Source organism: Luteibacter anthropi (assembly GCF_011759365.1).
GTDB lineage: Bacteria > Pseudomonadota > Gammaproteobacteria > Xanthomonadales > Rhodanobacteraceae > Luteibacter > Luteibacter anthropi.
On the sequence record NZ_JAARLZ010000015.1, the window covers coordinates 19,118 to 35,027 of the forward strand.

General features: G+C 65.3%; 13 protein-coding genes. 10 read left to right on the top strand and 3 right to left on the bottom strand.

Features of this window, described 5'->3' with window-relative positions:
- The first annotated feature begins 6 nt into the window (after positions 1–6).
- The 5 genes from HBF25_RS20460 (at position 7) to HBF25_RS20480 (ending at position 5,427) form a co-directional block, all read left to right on the top strand.
- Positions 7–297 (top strand): DUF493 family protein, encoded by a 291-nt coding sequence (locus HBF25_RS20460; protein WP_166952194.1) that lies wholly within the window; start codon positions 7–9, stop codon positions 295–297.
- 179 nt (positions 298–476) lie between these two features.
- Complete coding sequence (gene lipB, locus HBF25_RS20465) at positions 477–1,145, top strand: lipoyl(octanoyl) transferase LipB (RefSeq protein ID WP_166952197.1); 669 nt, start codon at positions 477–479, stop codon at positions 1,143–1,145.
- A 13-nt stretch (positions 1,146–1,158) separates the two neighbouring features.
- Positions 1,159–2,157: a lipoyl synthase gene (lipA, locus tag HBF25_RS20470; protein WP_166952200.1), complete on the top strand. Its 999-nt coding sequence runs from the start codon at positions 1,159–1,161 to the stop codon at positions 2,155–2,157.
- Between the two features lie 28 nt (positions 2,158–2,185).
- A complete protein-coding gene (locus tag HBF25_RS20475; RefSeq protein ID WP_166952203.1) occupies positions 2,186–4,501 on the top strand; it encodes a carboxy terminal-processing peptidase in 2,316 nt (771 codons plus the stop codon).
- Positions 4,502–4,689: 188 nt separating this feature from the next.
- Entirely contained in the window at positions 4,690–5,427 is a 738-nt protein-coding gene (locus tag HBF25_RS20480; RefSeq protein WP_166952206.1) for an rRNA pseudouridine synthase, read from the top strand.
- Between the two features lie 31 nt (positions 5,428–5,458).
- Here HBF25_RS20480 and HBF25_RS20485 read toward each other — a convergent pair whose 3' ends face one another.
- Entirely contained in the window at positions 5,459–6,316 is an 858-nt protein-coding gene (locus HBF25_RS20485) for a PA4780 family RIO1-like protein kinase (RefSeq protein WP_166952209.1), read from the bottom strand.
- Between the two features lie 232 nt (positions 6,317–6,548).
- On the opposite strand from HBF25_RS20485, the gene HBF25_RS20490 reads away from it, so the two are divergent.
- The 3 genes from HBF25_RS20490 to lpdA all read left to right on the top strand — a co-directional run bounded on the left by HBF25_RS20490 (position 6,549) and on the right by lpdA (position 11,178).
- Positions 6,549–7,397, top strand: coding sequence for a mechanosensitive ion channel family protein (locus HBF25_RS20490; protein ID WP_166952212.1), 849 nt, complete (start codon positions 6,549–6,551; stop codon positions 7,395–7,397).
- 282 nt (positions 7,398–7,679) lie between these two features.
- Positions 7,680–9,362 (top strand): dihydrolipoyllysine-residue acetyltransferase, encoded by a 1,683-nt coding sequence (gene aceF / locus HBF25_RS20495; RefSeq protein WP_166952215.1) that lies wholly within the window; start codon positions 7,680–7,682, stop codon positions 9,360–9,362.
- Positions 9,363–9,378: 16 nt separating this feature from the next.
- Positions 9,379–11,178: a dihydrolipoyl dehydrogenase gene (lpdA, locus tag HBF25_RS20500; protein WP_166952218.1), complete on the top strand. Its 1,800-nt coding sequence runs from the start codon at positions 9,379–9,381 to the stop codon at positions 11,176–11,178.
- Between the two features lie 230 nt (positions 11,179–11,408).
- Here lpdA and HBF25_RS20505 read toward each other — a convergent pair whose 3' ends face one another.
- Positions 11,409–11,867 carry an REP-associated tyrosine transposase gene (locus HBF25_RS20505; RefSeq protein ID WP_166952221.1) on the bottom strand — a complete coding sequence of 153 codons (459 nt, stop codon included), beginning with the start codon at positions 11,865–11,867 and terminating at the stop codon, positions 11,409–11,411.
- Positions 11,868–12,062: 195 nt separating this feature from the next.
- Between HBF25_RS20505 and HBF25_RS20510 the strand changes: the two genes are divergently transcribed.
- Together HBF25_RS20510 and HBF25_RS20515 are read left to right on the top strand one after the other, a co-directional pair.
- On the top strand, positions 12,063–13,379 hold the full coding sequence (locus tag HBF25_RS20510; protein WP_166952224.1) for an APC family permease: 1,317 nt from the start codon (positions 12,063–12,065) through the stop codon (positions 13,377–13,379).
- Positions 13,380–13,550: 171 nt separating this feature from the next.
- On the top strand, positions 13,551–15,665 hold the full coding sequence (locus tag HBF25_RS20515) for a beta-agarase (RefSeq protein WP_166952227.1): 2,115 nt from the start codon (positions 13,551–13,553) through the stop codon (positions 15,663–15,665).
- On the opposite strand, the gene HBF25_RS20520 is transcribed toward HBF25_RS20515, so the two are convergent.
- Complete coding sequence (locus HBF25_RS20520) at positions 15,648–15,830, bottom strand: DUF2061 domain-containing protein (RefSeq protein WP_166952230.1); 183 nt, start codon at positions 15,828–15,830, stop codon at positions 15,648–15,650. The genes HBF25_RS20515 and HBF25_RS20520 overlap by 18 nt on opposite strands.
- Positions 15,831–15,910: the final 80 nt, after the last annotated feature.

Genomic DNA, 15,910 nt, shown 5'->3' on the forward strand with positions numbered 1-15,910 from the left:
CACGCCATGCGTGAGATCGACTTCAGCCAGGCCCAGAAAGACGGCAAGGGCTTCCAGTTTCCCGGTGAGTTCGAGATCACCGCCATCGGCAACGCGAACGCCGGGCTCGACAAGCACGTCCCGGCGCTGTTGCACGGTATCGGCCTGGAAGTGCTCCACGAAACCCTGTCGACGAAGCTGACGCCGGCCGGCAACTACCAGTCGGTCACGGTCTCCTTCGTGGCGCCCAGCCGCGAGAAGTACCTCGAGGCGCACAGCACCCTGCGCGCCGACGAAAACATCCGCTTCACGATGTAACGCAGCCCTGTAGGAGCGCGCCTCGCGCGCGACCGGAAGAACGACGGCCTCCGGTAACGCCTCACCGCGATCGGTGCGGCGATAGGTTCCCCGGTCGCGCGCAAGGCGCGCTCCTGCAGTTGTATATCGGCTCCCGGGCCCATAGGTTCCGGGCATTGCCCACCACCGCTCCCATTCCCATGACCCTCCCCCTCAACGTCCGCAGGCTGGGGCGCGTCCCCTACGAATCCACCTGGAAGGCCATGAGCGCCTTTACCGACAACCGCACCGACGATACCGTCGACGAGCTGTGGGTGCTGGAGCACGACCCGGTGTTCACTCTGGGGCAGGCGGGCCTCGAGGAACACGTGCTGTTCGCCGGCGACATCCCGGTGGTGCGCGTGGATCGGGGCGGGCAGGTGACCTACCACGGCCCGGGCCAGATCGTGGCCTACCCGATGATCGACCTGCGCCGCGTCGGCGTGGGCGTCCGCGAGCTCGTGGACCGCATCGAACAGGCCCTGATCGACACCCTGGGCGAGTGGAACATCGGCGCCGAACGCAAGGACGGTGCCCCGGGCGTCTACGTCGCCGGGGCCAAGGTCGCCGCGCTGGGCCTGCGCATCCGCCGGGGCTGCAGCTTCCACGGCCTGGCCTTCAACGTGAACATGGACCTGGAGCCCTTCCACCGCATCAATCCCTGCGGCTACAAGGGTTTGGAAACCACCCAGGTGATAGACTTGGGCGGTCCGTCGCGGTTGGCAGACGTGGAAGACGTCCTGGTACAGGAATTCTGCAAGCAGTTTGGCTTCCACGCCGTGTCGGCCGACGCCTCCCTCCCCGAACTCCCCGCGCGCCTTGCGGTCTGAAGGCCTAGTCATCATGAGCCAGACAGCCACTTCCCCCTCCCGCAGCATCCCCATCGCCGTCGTCGACAAGCCCGGCGAGAAGATGCTCGGCAACGACAAGATCGCGCTGAACCGCGCGGGCTTCGATGCCGATCAGCCCGCGCTGCGCAAACCCAGCTGGATTCGCGTACGCCTGCCGCAGGGCAACGCCGTGCAGCAGCTGAAGGCGCGCCTGCGCGAAAACTCGCTGGTGACGGTGTGCGAGGAAGCCTCCTGCCCGAACATCCACGAGTGCTTCTCCAAGGGCACGGCCACCTTCATGATCCTGGGCGAGGTCTGCACCCGCCGCTGCTCGTTCTGCGACGTGGCCCACGGCCGCCCGCTGGCTCCGGATCCGCTCGAGCCGGCACGCCTGGCCGAGACCATCCGCGACATGCGCCTGAAGTACGTGGTGATCACCTCGGTGGACCGCGACGACCTGCGCGATGGTGGTGCCGAGCACTTCGCCTCGTGCATCCGCGCGGTGCGTCATGCCAGCCCCAACATCCGCATCGAGATCCTCACCCCCGACTTCCGCGGCAAGGGCCGCATGGAGCGAGCACTCGAGGTGATGAAGGATTTCCCGCCGGATGTCTTCAACCACAACCTCGAAACCGTGCCGCACCTCTACCGCGAAGTGCGCCCGGGTGCCGACTACCAGTGGTCGCTCGACCTGCTCAAGCGCTTCAAGGCGCAGCACCCGGACGTCCCCACCAAATCCGGCATCATGCTGGGCCTTGGCGAAACCTACGACCAGGTCATCGAGACGATGCGCGATCTACGCGCCCATGACGTCGACATGATCACGATCGGCCAGTACCTGCAGCCGACGGCGCACCATCACCCGGTGGTCCGCTACTGGACGCCGGACGAATTCGAGGCGCTGCGTGTTGCCGGCGAGGACATGGGCTTCTCCCATGTCGCTTCCGGCCCGTTGGTGCGATCCTCCTACCATGCCGACCTGATGGCCCACGCCGCCGGCGTCGTCGAATAACCGAACAGCATTCCGAGGCCTCCATTACATGACTCTTCGCCCCGTGTCGCTCGCCCTCCTGCTGGTCCTCGCTACCGCAGGGGCGCAAGCCCAGAATGCTCCCCAGCAGCCGCAGCCGGGCGCGACACCGCCGGTGAAGAGTTCGGCCCCCCAGCCGAAGGACGCCTCGGAGGCCGCCACCTCACCCGAGCCGCAGCGCAAGGAATCCAGCCTTCCGCTCAAGCCCACCGCAGCCGAGGCCCAGGCCGCGCAGCTTTCCGCGCGCTTCCTCACCCGTTTCCACTACCAGGCCCAGCCGCTCGACGATGCCATGTCGGCCAAGATCTACAAGGCCTACTTCGACTCGCTCGACGGTGAGAAGGTGTTCTTCACCCAGGAAGACATGGCCAAGTTCGAACCGCTGAAGACGCAGTTCGACGACGCCATCTGGAACCAGGACCTCTCCGGTCCGTTCTCGGTGTTCAACCTGTACATCACGCGTGCCGTCGATCGCATGAACTTCGCGCGCGGCCTGCTGAAGAAAGGCTTCGACCTCAGCGGCAACGAGAGCTTCAACTTCGACCGCAAGAAGGCCGCGGTGCCGAAGGACCAGGCCGAGCTGGACGACATCTGGCGCAAGCGCACGATGAACGACTGGCTGCGCCTGAAGCTGGCCGGCAAGAGCGACGACGACATCCGCAAGACGCTCGACAAGCGCTACGCGAACTACATCACCCGCGTACGCCAGCTCGACGACGAAGACGCCACCCAGGCCTTCATGACGGCCTATGCGAACTCCACCGATCCGCACACCGACTACCTCGGCCCCCGTGCGGCGGATGCGTTCGACATCGCCATGCGCCTTTCGCTGGAAGGCATCGGCGCGGTGCTGCAGGCACGCGACGACTACACCACCATCCGCGAGCTGGTCCCTGGTGGCCCGGCGATCAAGTCCGGCAAGATGAAGCCCGGCGACCGCATCGTCGCCATCGGCCAGGGCGAAACCGGCACCATGGTCGACGTGGTCGGCTGGCGCCAGGATGACGTGATCAAGCTCATCCGTGGCAAGAAGGACACCACGGTGCGCCTGGAAATCCTCCCGGCCGATGCCGGCGTGGATGGCAAGCATGAGATCGTGACCCTGGTACGCAAGAAGGTCACGATGGAAGAGCAGGCCGCCAAGTCGAAGGTCATCGACGTGAAGGACGGCGACGTCACCCGCAAGATCGGCGTGATCGAGCTGCCCACCTTCTACCAGGACTTCGGCGCGCGCCGTGCCGGCGACGCCAACTTCAAGAGCGCCACGCGCGACGTGAAGAAGCTCCTGACCGCGCTCAAGGCGCAAAAGGTCGACGGCATCATCATGGACCTGCGCAACAACGGCGGCGGCTCGCTCAACGAAGCCACCGAACTCACCGGCCTGTTCATCGACACCGGTCCGGTCGTGCAGGTGCGCGATGCACGTGGCCAGGTGGAAGCACAGGGCGACGACGACCCGGGCATGTCGTGGGACGGCCCCATGGCTGTCATGGTCAATCGCGGTTCGGCGTCGGCGTCGGAAATCTTCGCTGCCGCCATCCAGGATTACGGCCGCGGCATCATCATCGGCGAGCCCACCTTCGGCAAGGGCACCGTGCAGAACCTCGTCGACCTCGACAAGTTCGGCAAGGCCACCACGGGTGAGGACGCCAAGTACGGCGAACTCAAGATGACCATCGCCGAGTTCATCCGCATCAATGGCGACAGCACGCAGCTGCACGGCGTCACGCCCGATGTCCGCTTCCCGGAAAATGGCGACGCAAAGGAATTCGGCGAATCCACCTACGACAACGCGCTGCCGTGGCGTCATATCGATCCGGCCGACTACAAGCCGGTGGCGAACCTGAAGCCCATCTTCGGCCCGCTCAACCAGAAGCACGAAGCGCGCGTGGCCAGCTCCCCGGCGTGGAAGCTGATGCTCGACGAGCTGGCGCAGTACAAGAAGATGCGCGACAAGACCGACATCTCGCTGAACTTCGCCACCCGCATGGCCGAGCGCAAGCAGTTCGACGCCACGCAGGCCGATTTCCGCAACCGTCGCAAGGCCATCTTCGGTGACAGCGCCCTGGACACCACGGATGACAACAGCGGCGACGACGGCCTGAACGCCAACGAGCGCAGCATCAAGTCCGACCTCAAGCAGGAAGCCGACGCGAAGAAGGCCAAGGACACGCCGATGGATGAAGCCGCCCACATCGTCAGCGACGAAGTGGCGCTCATCAAGGGCGATGCGAAGCTGGCCTCCCAGGTGCTGCCGTACGGCGGCCGCAAGGTCGACGCCCCGCAGACGGCCCAGGCCGACAAGCCCGCTCCGAACAGCCCGTAAAACCCTGGGCGCGGCCGGTACACACACCGGCCGCGCCCAGCCCTTGTAGGAGCGCGCCTCGCGCGCGACCGGCCCCTCTCTTCCGCCGCATGCAACCCTCTTCTGTAGGAGCGTGCTTGCGCGCGACCGATTTCTCCGTCATACCCGGTCGCGCGCAAGGCGCGCTCCTACAACAGCAGGTTTGCTTCATGTCCATTCCCGTCCGGCTTGCCCATCGCGTCTGCGAACAGTTCGGCCTTTCCCGTGCCGACGCCGAGCAATTCATCCGCAACGGCTGGGTGTCCGTGAACGGCGACGTCATCGAACTGCCGCAACACAAGGTCACCGACGAGCGCGTCGAACTCGACCCCGAGGCCCGCCTCGACGCGGTGGAGCCGGCCACGATCCTGCTGCACAAACCTGCCGGCTTCCACGCCATCGAAGGCACCCGCCCGGCCAGCGCACTCGTGACCCCGGAAACCCGCTGGGCCGACGATCCCAGCGGCGAACGCCTGCTACGCCGCCACTTCCATCGCCTCACCCCGCTCGTATCGCTGGACACCGAAGCCAGCGGCCTCGTCGTGCTTACTCAGGATGGCCGCGTATGGCGCCGCCTGACCGACGACGCCGACCTCATCGAGCACGAATACGTGGTGGAAGTCAGCGGCCAGATCGCTCCCTATGGCCTGGCGAAACTCTCCCGTGGCATGAGCTACAAGGGCCGTTCCCTGCAACCATGCAAGGTCAGCTGGCAGAACGAAACCCGCCTGCGCTTCGCCATCAAGGGCGCACGCGAGGGCCAGTTGCGCGACATGTGCGCGCAGGTCGATCTGGATGTGATCTCGATCCGTCGCCTTCGTATCGGCAAGATCGGCCTGGGCAAGGGCCCGAATGGCGCAATGCCTGCGGGCGAGTGGCGTTATCTGCCGGTAGGCGAGCGCTTTTGAATCACGTATGTACTGACGCCTTGCCCCTGCGTCAGTAATCTTCTTCCGCCGCTTCACGACCCTGCTGCCGGATCAATGCTTCCTCGCGGGCGTCGTTGATCGACTGGCGGATGCTGTCCAGATCCACCTCGGATTCGTCCGGCGTGAATTCACCGGTAAGTACGGTATCCGGATGCAGTTCGCCGGCCTCGAACAGCGCCCACATCTCCTCGCCGTACCAGGTTTCCAGCAGTTCGTTGGCCCAGCGCCCGAGATACGCGGTGAGGTTGTTGACGTCACGCAGCAGCATCGTGCGCGCGGCATTGTTGCCGGCGGCGCTGACGACCTGCGGGAAGTCGATCACCACGGGGCCATCCGGCGCGACCAGCACGTTGTACGGGGACAGGTCGCCGTGGATCAGCCCGCAGCAAAGCATCAGCAGCACCTGCCGCACCAGCACGCCGTGGTACTCCCGTGCCTGTCCGGCGGTGAGCTCAACCTCGCCAAGACGTGGCGCGGAGAAACCGTCGGCATCGGTGACCAGCTCCATCACCAGCACGCCGTTGAAATAACCATAGGGCACGGGCACGCGCACACCGGCATCGCGCAGCTGGTACAGCGCATCCACCTCGGTGTTTTTCCAGGCCATTTCCTGCTGCTTGCGACCGTACTTGGTGGATTTCTCCATGGCGCGGGCTTCGCGACTGCCGCGGACCTTGCGACCCTCCTGGTACTGGGCGCGCTGCTGGAAGCTGCGCTGGGCCATGTCCTTGTAGACCTTCGCGCAGCGCACGTCGTCGCCGCTGCGGACGACATACACAGCCGCTTCCTTGCCGCTCTTGAGCGGGCGCAGCACTTCATCGATGACGCCGTCATCGATCAGCGCCTGCAATCCTGGTGGGGTCTTCACGGTATCCGGGTGGGTCGTTGGCGCTTCGAGGGCCGCCTTCAACCGCAAATTTTCGCATTTTCAGAGAGATATGACCATTGCTGCCGTTTCCATGAGCCGGTGGAAGCGCAGGTCGGCCCATGATCGCGGTGGTGTCATCGATCCGGATCGGTATCCGCGGATACAGAAACCGGGTATTCACAAACCCGTTGCTAGCCTTTGCCGCGAATTCCACAGAGGCAAGGGCCCGCCCATGATCGATTTTCTCGACCACCTAGGCATCGACCACGCCACGCGCGTGCTGCTCATTGGCTACGCCATCCGCATCGGCCTGTCGCTCGTTGCGCTGGTCATCGGCATCTGGATCGCCGCGCGCCTGGCCAACGTCGGCCGTCGTGCCCTGGAGCGGGCGCGTGTCGATGTCACGCTCGCCAACTTCCTGCGCAACGCCATCTACGGCCTGTTGATCGCCTTCATCATCGTCCAGGTGATGGGCATGGCCGGCATTCCCACGGCCTCGTTCATCGCCGCCCTCGGCGCCGCCGGCCTGGCCATCGGCCTGGCCCTGAACAGCTCGCTGTCCAACCTGGCCTGGGGCGTGCTGCTGATCCTGTTCCGCCCGTTCCGCATCGGCGACTACGTGCTGGTGGGCGGTGTCGAAGGCACGGTGCAGAACATCAATCTCATGCACACCTATATCGTCACCGCGGACAACCGCGAGGCCGTGGTGCCCAATGCCAAGGTGGGTGGCGATGCCATCATCAACTTCAACGTGCGCGGTACCCGTCGTTTCGAGTTCAAGGTGGGCATCGGCTACGGCGACGACATCGGCAAGGCCATGGAGGTGATCCAGGAGCTGTTCGCCGCCGATCCGCGCATCCTGAAGGACCCGGCCCCGGGCGTCTGGACCGACACCCTCGGCGATTCGGCTGTGAACCTGGTGATCCGTGCCTGGGCCAACGTCCCCGACATGTACGGCGCCCAGACCAACCTCCTGCGCCGCATCAAGGAGCGCTTCGCCGACGAGGGCATCACCATCCCCTTCCCGCAGAGCGAGATCCGCCTGATCAACCCGGCCGCCCCCGAAACCCCGGCGACCTGAAACCCTGCGTCCTGCAATCCTTGTAGGAGCGCGCCTTGCGCGCGACCGGGTAAAAACGGGGCGTTTCCGGTCGCAAGGCGCGGACCTGGAAACGCTTCTCTCCGTGCCGGTCGCGCGCAAGGCGCGCTCCTACGGAAGGGCGGAATGTCCTAAACAATCGTTTGAATCGTGGGAATCGGCTTCTGAGGGATTACAATCGATGGGTTGCGCCGCAGCACGGCGCCCTTTCTTCCCCCGACGCCGGGTTCGCCGCCCGTCGCCGCAAGTTCCTCAGGAGGTTCCATGGCCGACGTCAAAGAAGCCCGCGTCCCCGATATCGGTGGCAAAGCGGTTCCCGTCATCGAAATCATGGTCAAGGTCGGCGATCGCGTCGAGAAGGACCAGAGCCTGGTGACGCTCGAGTCCGACAAGGCCACGATGGAAGTTCCTGCGCCGTTCGCCGGCGTCATCAAGGAACTGAAGGTCAAGGTCGGTGACGAGGTCGACGAAGGTGCCGTGATCGCGCTGGTCGAAGCCGAGGGCGATGCCCCGGCCGCCAGGGCCGAAGCGCCGAAGCAGGAAGAAAAGGCCGCCGCGCCGGCTCCCGCTCCCGCCCCGGCTCCGGCCGCCGCCAAGGCCGCCGCACCGTCCAAGGCTTCCGGCCCGGTCGACGTCAATGTCCCGGACATCGGCGGCAAGCCGGTGCCCATCATCGAGATCATGGTCAAGGTCGGCGATACGGTCGAGAAAGACCAGAGCCTCATGACGCTCGAATCCGACAAGGCCACGATGGACATCCCGGCGCCTGCCGCCGGTGTCATCAAGGAAATCAAGGTCAAGGTCGGCGACGAAGTGAACGACGGCGACCTGATCGCCATCCTCGAAGGCCAGGGCGGTGGCGAAGCCGCTGCTCCGGCACCGGCCGCACAGCCCACCGTTTCCGAGGCCCCGGCCCCCGCGCCTGCGTGCGAAGCCGCTTCGGCCCCGTCGAAGTCTGAAGCGGCTCCTGCCGGCGGTACGCCGCGCACGCCGCCGGTGTCGTTCGACGCCTCGGTGATCATGCCGGGCAACGCCCCGTACGCCAGCCCCGCCGTGCGCGCCTTCGCGCGCGAGCTGGGCGTGGACGTGGCCGAGGTGAAGGGTAGCGGCCGTGGCGGTCGCATCCAGCGCGAAGACATCACCGCCTACGTCAAGAACGTGATGACCTCCGGTGCGCGTCCGTCCGCTGGCGGCGCCGTGGCCGGTGGCAATGGTCTCACCCTCCTGCCGTGGCCCAAGGTCGACTTCTCGAAGTTCGGCGAAGTGGAAGAAAAGCCGCTGTCGCGCATCCAGAAGATCTCCGGCGCGAACCTCGCCCGCAACTGGGCGATGATTCCGCACGTCACGCAGTTCGAAGACGCCGACATCACCGAGCTGGAAGCCTTCCGCAAGAAGCTCGGCGAAGAAAACAAGGACCTCAAGGTCACCCCGCTGGTGTTCCAGATCAAGGCGGTGGTTGCGGCCCTCAAGAAATTCCCCACCTTCAACGCCTCGCTGGACGAGACGGGCGAGAAGCTCACGCTCAAGAAGTACTTCCACGTGGGCATCGCCGTGGATACGCCGGACGGCCTCGTCGTGCCGGTGATCCGCGACGCCGACAAGAAGGGCCTTCTCGAACTCGCCGCCGAACTGGGCGACATCTCGAAGAAGGCGCGCGACAAGAAGCTCACCGCGGCCGACATGAGCGGCGGCTGCTTCTCCATCTCCTCGCTCGGCGGCATCGGCGGCACGGCGTTCACGCCGATCGTCAATGCACCGGAAGTGGCGATCCTCGGCGTCTCCAAGGCGCAGATGAAGCCGGTGTGGAATGGCAAGGAATTCGCGCCGCGCCTGATGCTGCCGCTGTCGCTGTCGTACGACCACCGCGTCATCGACGGCGCGCTGGCCGCGCGCTTCGCCGTGTACCTGGCCCAGCAGCTCGGCGACATCCGTCGCCTGTTGCTCTGACGCGAGGGACACGATCATGGCAAACATCGAACTGAAGGTTCCCGACCTCGGCGGCTCGCACGACGTGCCGGTCATCGAGATCCTGGTCAAGGTCGGCGACACCGTCGAGAAGGACCAGAGCCTCATCACCCTCGAATCCGACAAGGCCACGATGGACGTGCCCGCCTCGCAGGCCGGCAAGATCATCGAGATCAAGGTCCAGGTCGGCACCGAGGTGAACGAAGGCACCGTCATCGCCACCATCGAAGCCGCAGGCGAGCAGCCGGCGGCAGAAAAGGCCGTCGGCCAGGCCTCGGTGAAGGACGCCCCGGCGGCTCCCACACCGTCGCCGGCCCCGCCGCCGCCGAAGCAGGACGCTCCGCGCGCCGCCGCTCCGCAGGCGGCCGGCGCCTCCGGTCGCAAGGCCGACATCGAATGCCAGCTCGTCGTGCTGGGCTCGGGCCCGGGCGGCTACACCGCCGCATTCCGTGGCGCCGACGTCGGCCTGGATACCGTGCTGGTCGAGCGTTATGAAACGCTCGGCGGCGTCTGCCTCAACGTGGGCTGCATCCCGTCCAAGGCGCTGCTGCACGCCGCTGCCGTGATCGAGGAAGCCGAAGCCATCGGCGCGCACGGCATCAGCTTCGGCAAGCCGAAGATCGATCTCGACAAGCTGCGCTCGTTCAAGGACAAGGTGGTCGGCCAGCTCACCGGCGGTCTCGGCAAGATGGCCAAGGCCCGCAAGGTACGCACCGTCACCGGCGTGGGCAGCTTCATCTCGCCCAACGAGATGGAAGTCCAGACGGCCGATGGCGTGAAGCTCATCCGCTTCGAAAACGCCGTCATCGCCGCCGGTTCGCAGTCGGTGAAGCTGCCGTCGTTCCCGTGGGACGACGAGCGCATCATCGACTCCACCGGCGCGTTGGAACTGCGTGACGTGCCGAAGAAGCTGCTCGTGGTCGGCGGCGGCATCATCGGCCTGGAAATGGCCACCGTGTATGCCTCGCTGGGCGCGGAAGTCACCGTCGTCGAACTCGCCGACCAGCTCATGCCGGGCGCTGACATCGACCTGGTGAAGCCGCTGCAGCAGCGCATCGCCAAGCGTTACAAGGGCATCCACCTGAAGACCAAGGTGGTGAAGGCCGAAGCCACGAAGAAGGGCATCGAAGTCACCTTCGAAGGCGACAGCATCCCCGAAACCACGCTGTACGATCGCGTGCTGGTGTCGGTCGGCCGCTCGCCGAACGGCAACAAGGTGGGTGCGGACAAGGCCGGCGTGGAAGTGACCGATCGCGGTTTCATCCCGGTCGACCGCCAGATGCGCACCAACGTGAAGCACATCTTCGCCATCGGCGACCTCGTGGGCCAGCCGATGCTGGCGCACAAGGCCACGCACGAAGCCAAGGTGGCCGCAGAAGTGGCTGCGGGCATGAAGAGCTTCTTCGACGCACGCGTGATCCCGTCGGTGGCCTACACCGATCCGGAAATCGCCTGGGTCGGCGTGACCGAGCGCGAAGCGAAGGAAAAGGGCCTGAAGATCGGCGTGGGCAAGTTCCCGTGGGTGGCCTCCGGCCGCGCCATCGGCATCGACCGCACCGAAGGCTTCACCAAGCTCATCTTCGACGAGGAAACCCATCGCATCGTCGGCGCCGGCATCGTCGGTCCGCACGCGGGCGACCTCATCTCCGAGCTGGCGCTTGCCATCGAAATGGGCTGCGAAGCCGGCGATATCGGCCGCACCGTCCACCCGCATCCCACGCTCGGCGAATCCGTCGGCATGGCTGCCGAGGTGTACGAAGGCACGATCACCGACCTGTACATCCCCAAGAAAAAGTAGGTCCCCTGTAGGAGCGCGCCTCGCGCGCGACAGCCCACAAGGCGTAGATGCGGGAACCCGGGTCATTCACAGGGTTCCCCAGTCGCGCGCAAGGCGCGCTCCTACAGTCACACGGCATGGCATGATCGATGCCCCTGTAGGAGCGCGCCTCGCGCGCGACAGCCCACAGGGCGCAGATGCGGGAACCCTGGTCATTCACAGGGCTCCCCAGTCGCGCGCAAGGCGCGCTCCTACAGCCATACGGCATTCCAGTACGGGTAATCGCCTATCCGGTGCACCAGTCCGGCTCTGAGCGGATTGGCCACGATATACCGTGCCGCCGCTTTCAGATCATCGTCCTCACGAAGCGCCCGGTCATGAAACGCCCGCTGCCATAGCGGAGACGTTCGCCCTTCTTCCCGAAACGCCCGCGCAACCAACGATTTCATTTTTCCCACCGCTTTGGACAGGTCGCCTCCGTCATCAAGGCGAAGTAGCCCGTGCCAGTGATCCGGCATCAATACCCATGCCAGGCACTCGGCCTGCCGCCAGGTTGATCTTCCGTGGATGATGCGCGCGGCAATCCGGGCAGCACGGTAGTCGCGGAAAACGGGAGCGCGGTTCCAGGTCACCGTAGTGACGAGATAGATGCGATCAGTTTCGGAAACGCGACCATGGCGCAGGCGTGAATGTCCGGTATTGAACGTCATCCCGTAACCGTCGCTGATAGTTCGACATCAAAGCATCCTCCTGTAGGAGCGCGCCTTGCGCGCGACAGCCGACAAGGCGTAGACGCCGGAGCCCTGGTGATCCACCGTCTTTCCCGGTCGCGCGCAAGGCGCGCTCCTACAAATCGCCAGGCACGGCCTATCGCACACCGCCGTCGCTTATGGCATCGTCGCCGGATGCCAGCCCCTCAGCCCGCTCATTACCTCCGTCGCCTCGGCATCTGGGATGCCGCGATGATCGTCATTGGCGGCGTCATCGGCGCGGGCATCTTCCGCACCCCCGCGGCGGTGGCCAAGAGCACGGGCTCCGGCACGGAAGTCATCCTTCTGTGGACCATCGGCGGCCTGCTCACCCTGGCCGGCGTGCTCTGCTACGCCGAACTGGGCGCAAGGCGCCCCCAGGCCGGCGGCACCTACGTTTACCTGCGCGAAGCCTTCGGCCAGCTACCGGCTTTCCTTTTCGGCTGGACGATGGCCCTTATCAACTACCCCGGCAGCGTCGCCGCGGTGGCCACCACGTTCGCGGATTACGCCGCGCGTGCCGTAGGCCTGCCGCACGAATGGGTCAAACCCATCGCCGTCGGTGCCATCAGCTTCATCGTGGCCGTGAACCTGTTCGGCATCCGTGCCGGCGCGTTGATGCAGAACATCTTCACCATCCTGAAGCTCAGCGCCGTGGCGTTGCTGATCGTGGTGGGCCTGTACCTTGCACGCGGTCATCTGGGGCTCGCCTTCGTCGCGGACACCACCCGCGAGGTGCCGACGAGCATGCTTATCGGCGCATTGCTGCCGGCCATGTTCGCGTACGGCGGCTTCCACTACCTCAACGATCTCGCCGGAGAAGTGCGCGACCCGCAACGCACCCTTCCGCGTGCGCTCGGTCTCGGTATGGGCAGCGTGGTCGTGTGCTATGTGCTGGTGAACATCGCCTACATGGCGGGGCTGGGACATGCCGGCCTCGCGGCGAGCACGGCGCCTGCGGCCGACCTCATGCGCCGTGTGTTCGGCGAAGCCGGCGCCACGGTCATTGCCGTCGGTATCGCCTGTTCCACCTTCGGCTATTGCAGCATCGCCATTGCGGGCGGTGCGCGCGTGCTCCAGGTGATGAGCGCCGATGGCATGTTCTTCAAACCGATCGCGCGTATCGACCCGCGCACGAATGCACCGCAGATCGCGCTGATGGCGCTGGGTGGCTGGGCGATTGCGCTGATTCTTTCGGGTAGCTTTGAAGCGCTGGTCGATTACACGACCGTAGGCGAGTGGCTGTCGCATGCCTTTGGTATCGCGACGATCTTCTGGTATCGCCGCAAGTTGAAATCGGAGCCATCGCCGTACCTCGTACCGGGCTACCCCGTGGTGCCGCTTATCTTCACGACAACGGTACTCTGCGTGATCGCCGCCACGGCCATCGCCCAGCCGCAGAACGCTGGCATGAGCCTGTTGATCATCGCGATCGGTGTTCCCGTCTACTACCTCTGGCGCCGCCGCAAGTAGGAGCGCGCCTTGCGCGCGACTGGGATGACCGGGGCGTAACCGGGTCGCGCGCAGGCGCGCTCCTACAAGGTGGTCGATGATGTGTAGGAGCGCGCCTTGCGCGCGACTGGGATGACCGGGGCGTAACCGGGTCGCGCGCGAGGCGCGCTCCTACAGTGATAAGGTCCGCTCATGCGTCCCATCATTCCTCTTCTGTTGGCAGGCACCATCGCTTCCGCCCACGCGGGAACGCTGGATCTCACGCATCCTGGCGATGCACTCCGGATAACGGCTACCGATGCGTCCGTCGATCCCACCGTGCGCAAGGCGGCGGACGGCCGCGACCTTGTCGCGGTGACGTTCAAGCCCTCGCCATCGCCTTCCGTCGTGCTGGCACCGACCCAGGGTGCCTGGTCGTGGTCCAACGATGGAACGCTGCGCCTGGACGTGCAGAATGGCATGCCCTGGCCGGTCACCCTGCTGGTGGATGTTGCATCGAATGGTAAACACCTGAAGACGACGGTGGGATTGCCACCTGGTCCGCCGCAGATTCTTTCGATTCCCCTGCATGCCACCTCGCCGCGCGCATTCGGCATGCAGGTCGGCCCACCGATGCCATTCGACGACGGGGCGACCAAGCGCCTCGTCGCCACGAACGTCGATGGCGCGTTCGATGCCAGCGCGGTGCAATCCGTGACGTTGTCCATGCCCCAGCCCGGCGCAGCGCAGACGGTGCTGTTCGGCAAGCTGGATACCGTGGCCGGCGATGACGAACTGCGCGCGGCCTACACGGGCATCGTCGATCGCTACGGCCAGTTCACGCGTGCCACATGGCCTGAAAAGATCGACAGCGACGCCGCACTGAAGAAACGCGCCAACGAAGTGACGGCCTCTGCCGACGTGCAAGGCCTCGACCGCTACGGTGGTCGCACCGATCTTCCCGCCATGAAGGTCACCGGCTGGTTCCACGCACAGAAGCAAGGCAACCGCTGGTGGCTCGTCACGCCAGAAGGCCATGCCTTCTTCTCGCTGGGCGTGAATGCCGTGAACCGCACCGACGGTCGCACCTACGTGCAGGGGCGCGAGTTCATGTTCACCGACACTAACGGTGCAAACGGTCCCTACGGCGGCGCGGCGGACAGCCGCAGCAACAACGGCTCGCAGCGCGACAACGGCATGAACCACGGCCGCTGGTGGGATATCTACGCAAACAATGTCGCCCGCACGTTCGACGGCAACATCGAAGCGTCCTGGCGCAAGCGCAGCGTTGATCGCCTGCGCGCCTGGCGTTTCAACACGCTCGGAAACTGGAGCGATCCGGCCTTCGCGAACGACAAGCGCATGGCCTATACCGTGCCCATCCTGATCCGCGGCGACTTCAACACGGTGAGCACCGGTTACGACTACTGGGGACGCATGCCCGATCCGTTCGATCCACGCTTCGTGCGTGCGACCGAAACCGCCGTGGCGAACGCGACCAAGAACGTGCGCGACGATCCCTGGCTGCTGGGCTACTTCGCCGATAACGAACTGGCGTGGGCAGGGCAGGGTCCCCAGGGACGTTGGGCGCTTGCCGTGGGCTCACTGGTGCAAGGGCCCGACAGTCCCGCCAAGCAGGCTTTTCTCGCGTATCTGAAGAAAACGTATCCGGACGCTGCGGCCTTCGCGAAGGCATGGGGCGTGGAAGCGCCTGACTGGAACCACGTCGAGGCCGCCGGATTCCATGCGCCGGATCCTTCCGAAGCGCACCCGGCCATCGCCGCCGACTACATCGCCTTCCTGAAGCTCTATGCCACCCGCTATTTCCAGACCGTGGCCGACACCCTGAAGAAGGCCGACCCGCACCACATGTTCCTGGGTGGTCGCCTCGCCGTGCGCACGCCCGAAGTAGAAGAAGCCAGTTCGCATTTCGCCGATGTCACCAGCATCAACACCTATACAGACTTGCCCGAACACGGCTTCGACGTGGCCGAATTTCGCAAGTGGGATAAACCGGTACTCATCACCGAGTTCCATTTCGGCTCGGCGGACCGCGGCCCCTTCGGCAATGGCGTGGCGGCGGTGGCGAACGAGGAAGAGCGGGGCAAGGCCTATGCGCGCTTCGTGGACGCAGCGGCCGCGTCGGGCGTGATCGTCGGCACCCACTGGTTCCAGTATGTGGACCAGCCTGTCACCGGACGCATCCTCGATGGCGAGAACGCGCATATCGGGCTGGTCGGCATCACCGACATCCCGTTCGAAGGTTTTACCCGCGCCGTGACCACCGTCAACGCGCGCGTCGGTGGTGGATCAGGCGGCGGGCGTTAGCTGGAAACCGGCACGGGTCTCGCGGGCCACGTTACGGCCCAGTGCGAAGGCGAACGGCTCGGCGATGCCCACCAGGGCGCTGATGGCGACGTTCTGGTTCACCGCATAGCTCATCGAGAAGGCGATGCTGAAATGCGTCGCCGCGTATTTGATTTTCCTGGCCATAGCCGGACTCTCCAATAAGAATGAATCTCATTATGGGGACGCCATCCCCAGAGTCCAACAGATGCTTTGGATGATCCTGA

Bases quoted from the DNA above. Each gene is read 5' to 3' on its own strand.
- HBF25_RS20460 (WP_166952194.1), top strand. From the start codon at position 7: ATGCGTGAGATCGACTTCAGCCAGGCCCAGAAAGACGGCAAGGGCTTC.
- lipB (WP_166952197.1), top strand. From the start codon at position 477: ATGACCCTCCCCCTCAACGTCCGCAGGCTGGGGCGCGTCCCCTACGAA.
- lipA (WP_166952200.1), top strand. From the start codon at position 1,159: ATGAGCCAGACAGCCACTTCCCCCTCCCGCAGCATCCCCATCGCCGTC.
- HBF25_RS20475 (WP_166952203.1), top strand. From the start codon at position 2,186: ATGACTCTTCGCCCCGTGTCGCTCGCCCTCCTGCTGGTCCTCGCTACC.
- HBF25_RS20480 (WP_166952206.1), top strand. From the start codon at position 4,690: ATGTCCATTCCCGTCCGGCTTGCCCATCGCGTCTGCGAACAGTTCGGC.
- HBF25_RS20490 (WP_166952212.1), top strand. From the start codon at position 6,549: ATGATCGATTTTCTCGACCACCTAGGCATCGACCACGCCACGCGCGTG.
- aceF (WP_166952215.1), top strand. From the start codon at position 7,680: ATGGCCGACGTCAAAGAAGCCCGCGTCCCCGATATCGGTGGCAAAGCG.
- lpdA (WP_166952218.1), top strand. From the start codon at position 9,379: ATGGCAAACATCGAACTGAAGGTTCCCGACCTCGGCGGCTCGCACGAC.
- HBF25_RS20505 (WP_166952221.1), bottom strand. From the start codon at position 11,867: ATGACGTTCAATACCGGACATTCACGCCTGCGCCATGGTCGCGTTTCC.
- HBF25_RS20510 (WP_166952224.1), top strand. From the start codon at position 12,063: ATGCCAGCCCCTCAGCCCGCTCATTACCTCCGTCGCCTCGGCATCTGG.
- HBF25_RS20515 (WP_166952227.1), top strand. From the start codon at position 13,551: ATGCGTCCCATCATTCCTCTTCTGTTGGCAGGCACCATCGCTTCCGCC.
- HBF25_RS20520 (WP_166952230.1), bottom strand. From the start codon at position 15,830: ATGGCCAGGAAAATCAAATACGCGGCGACGCATTTCAGCATCGCCTTC.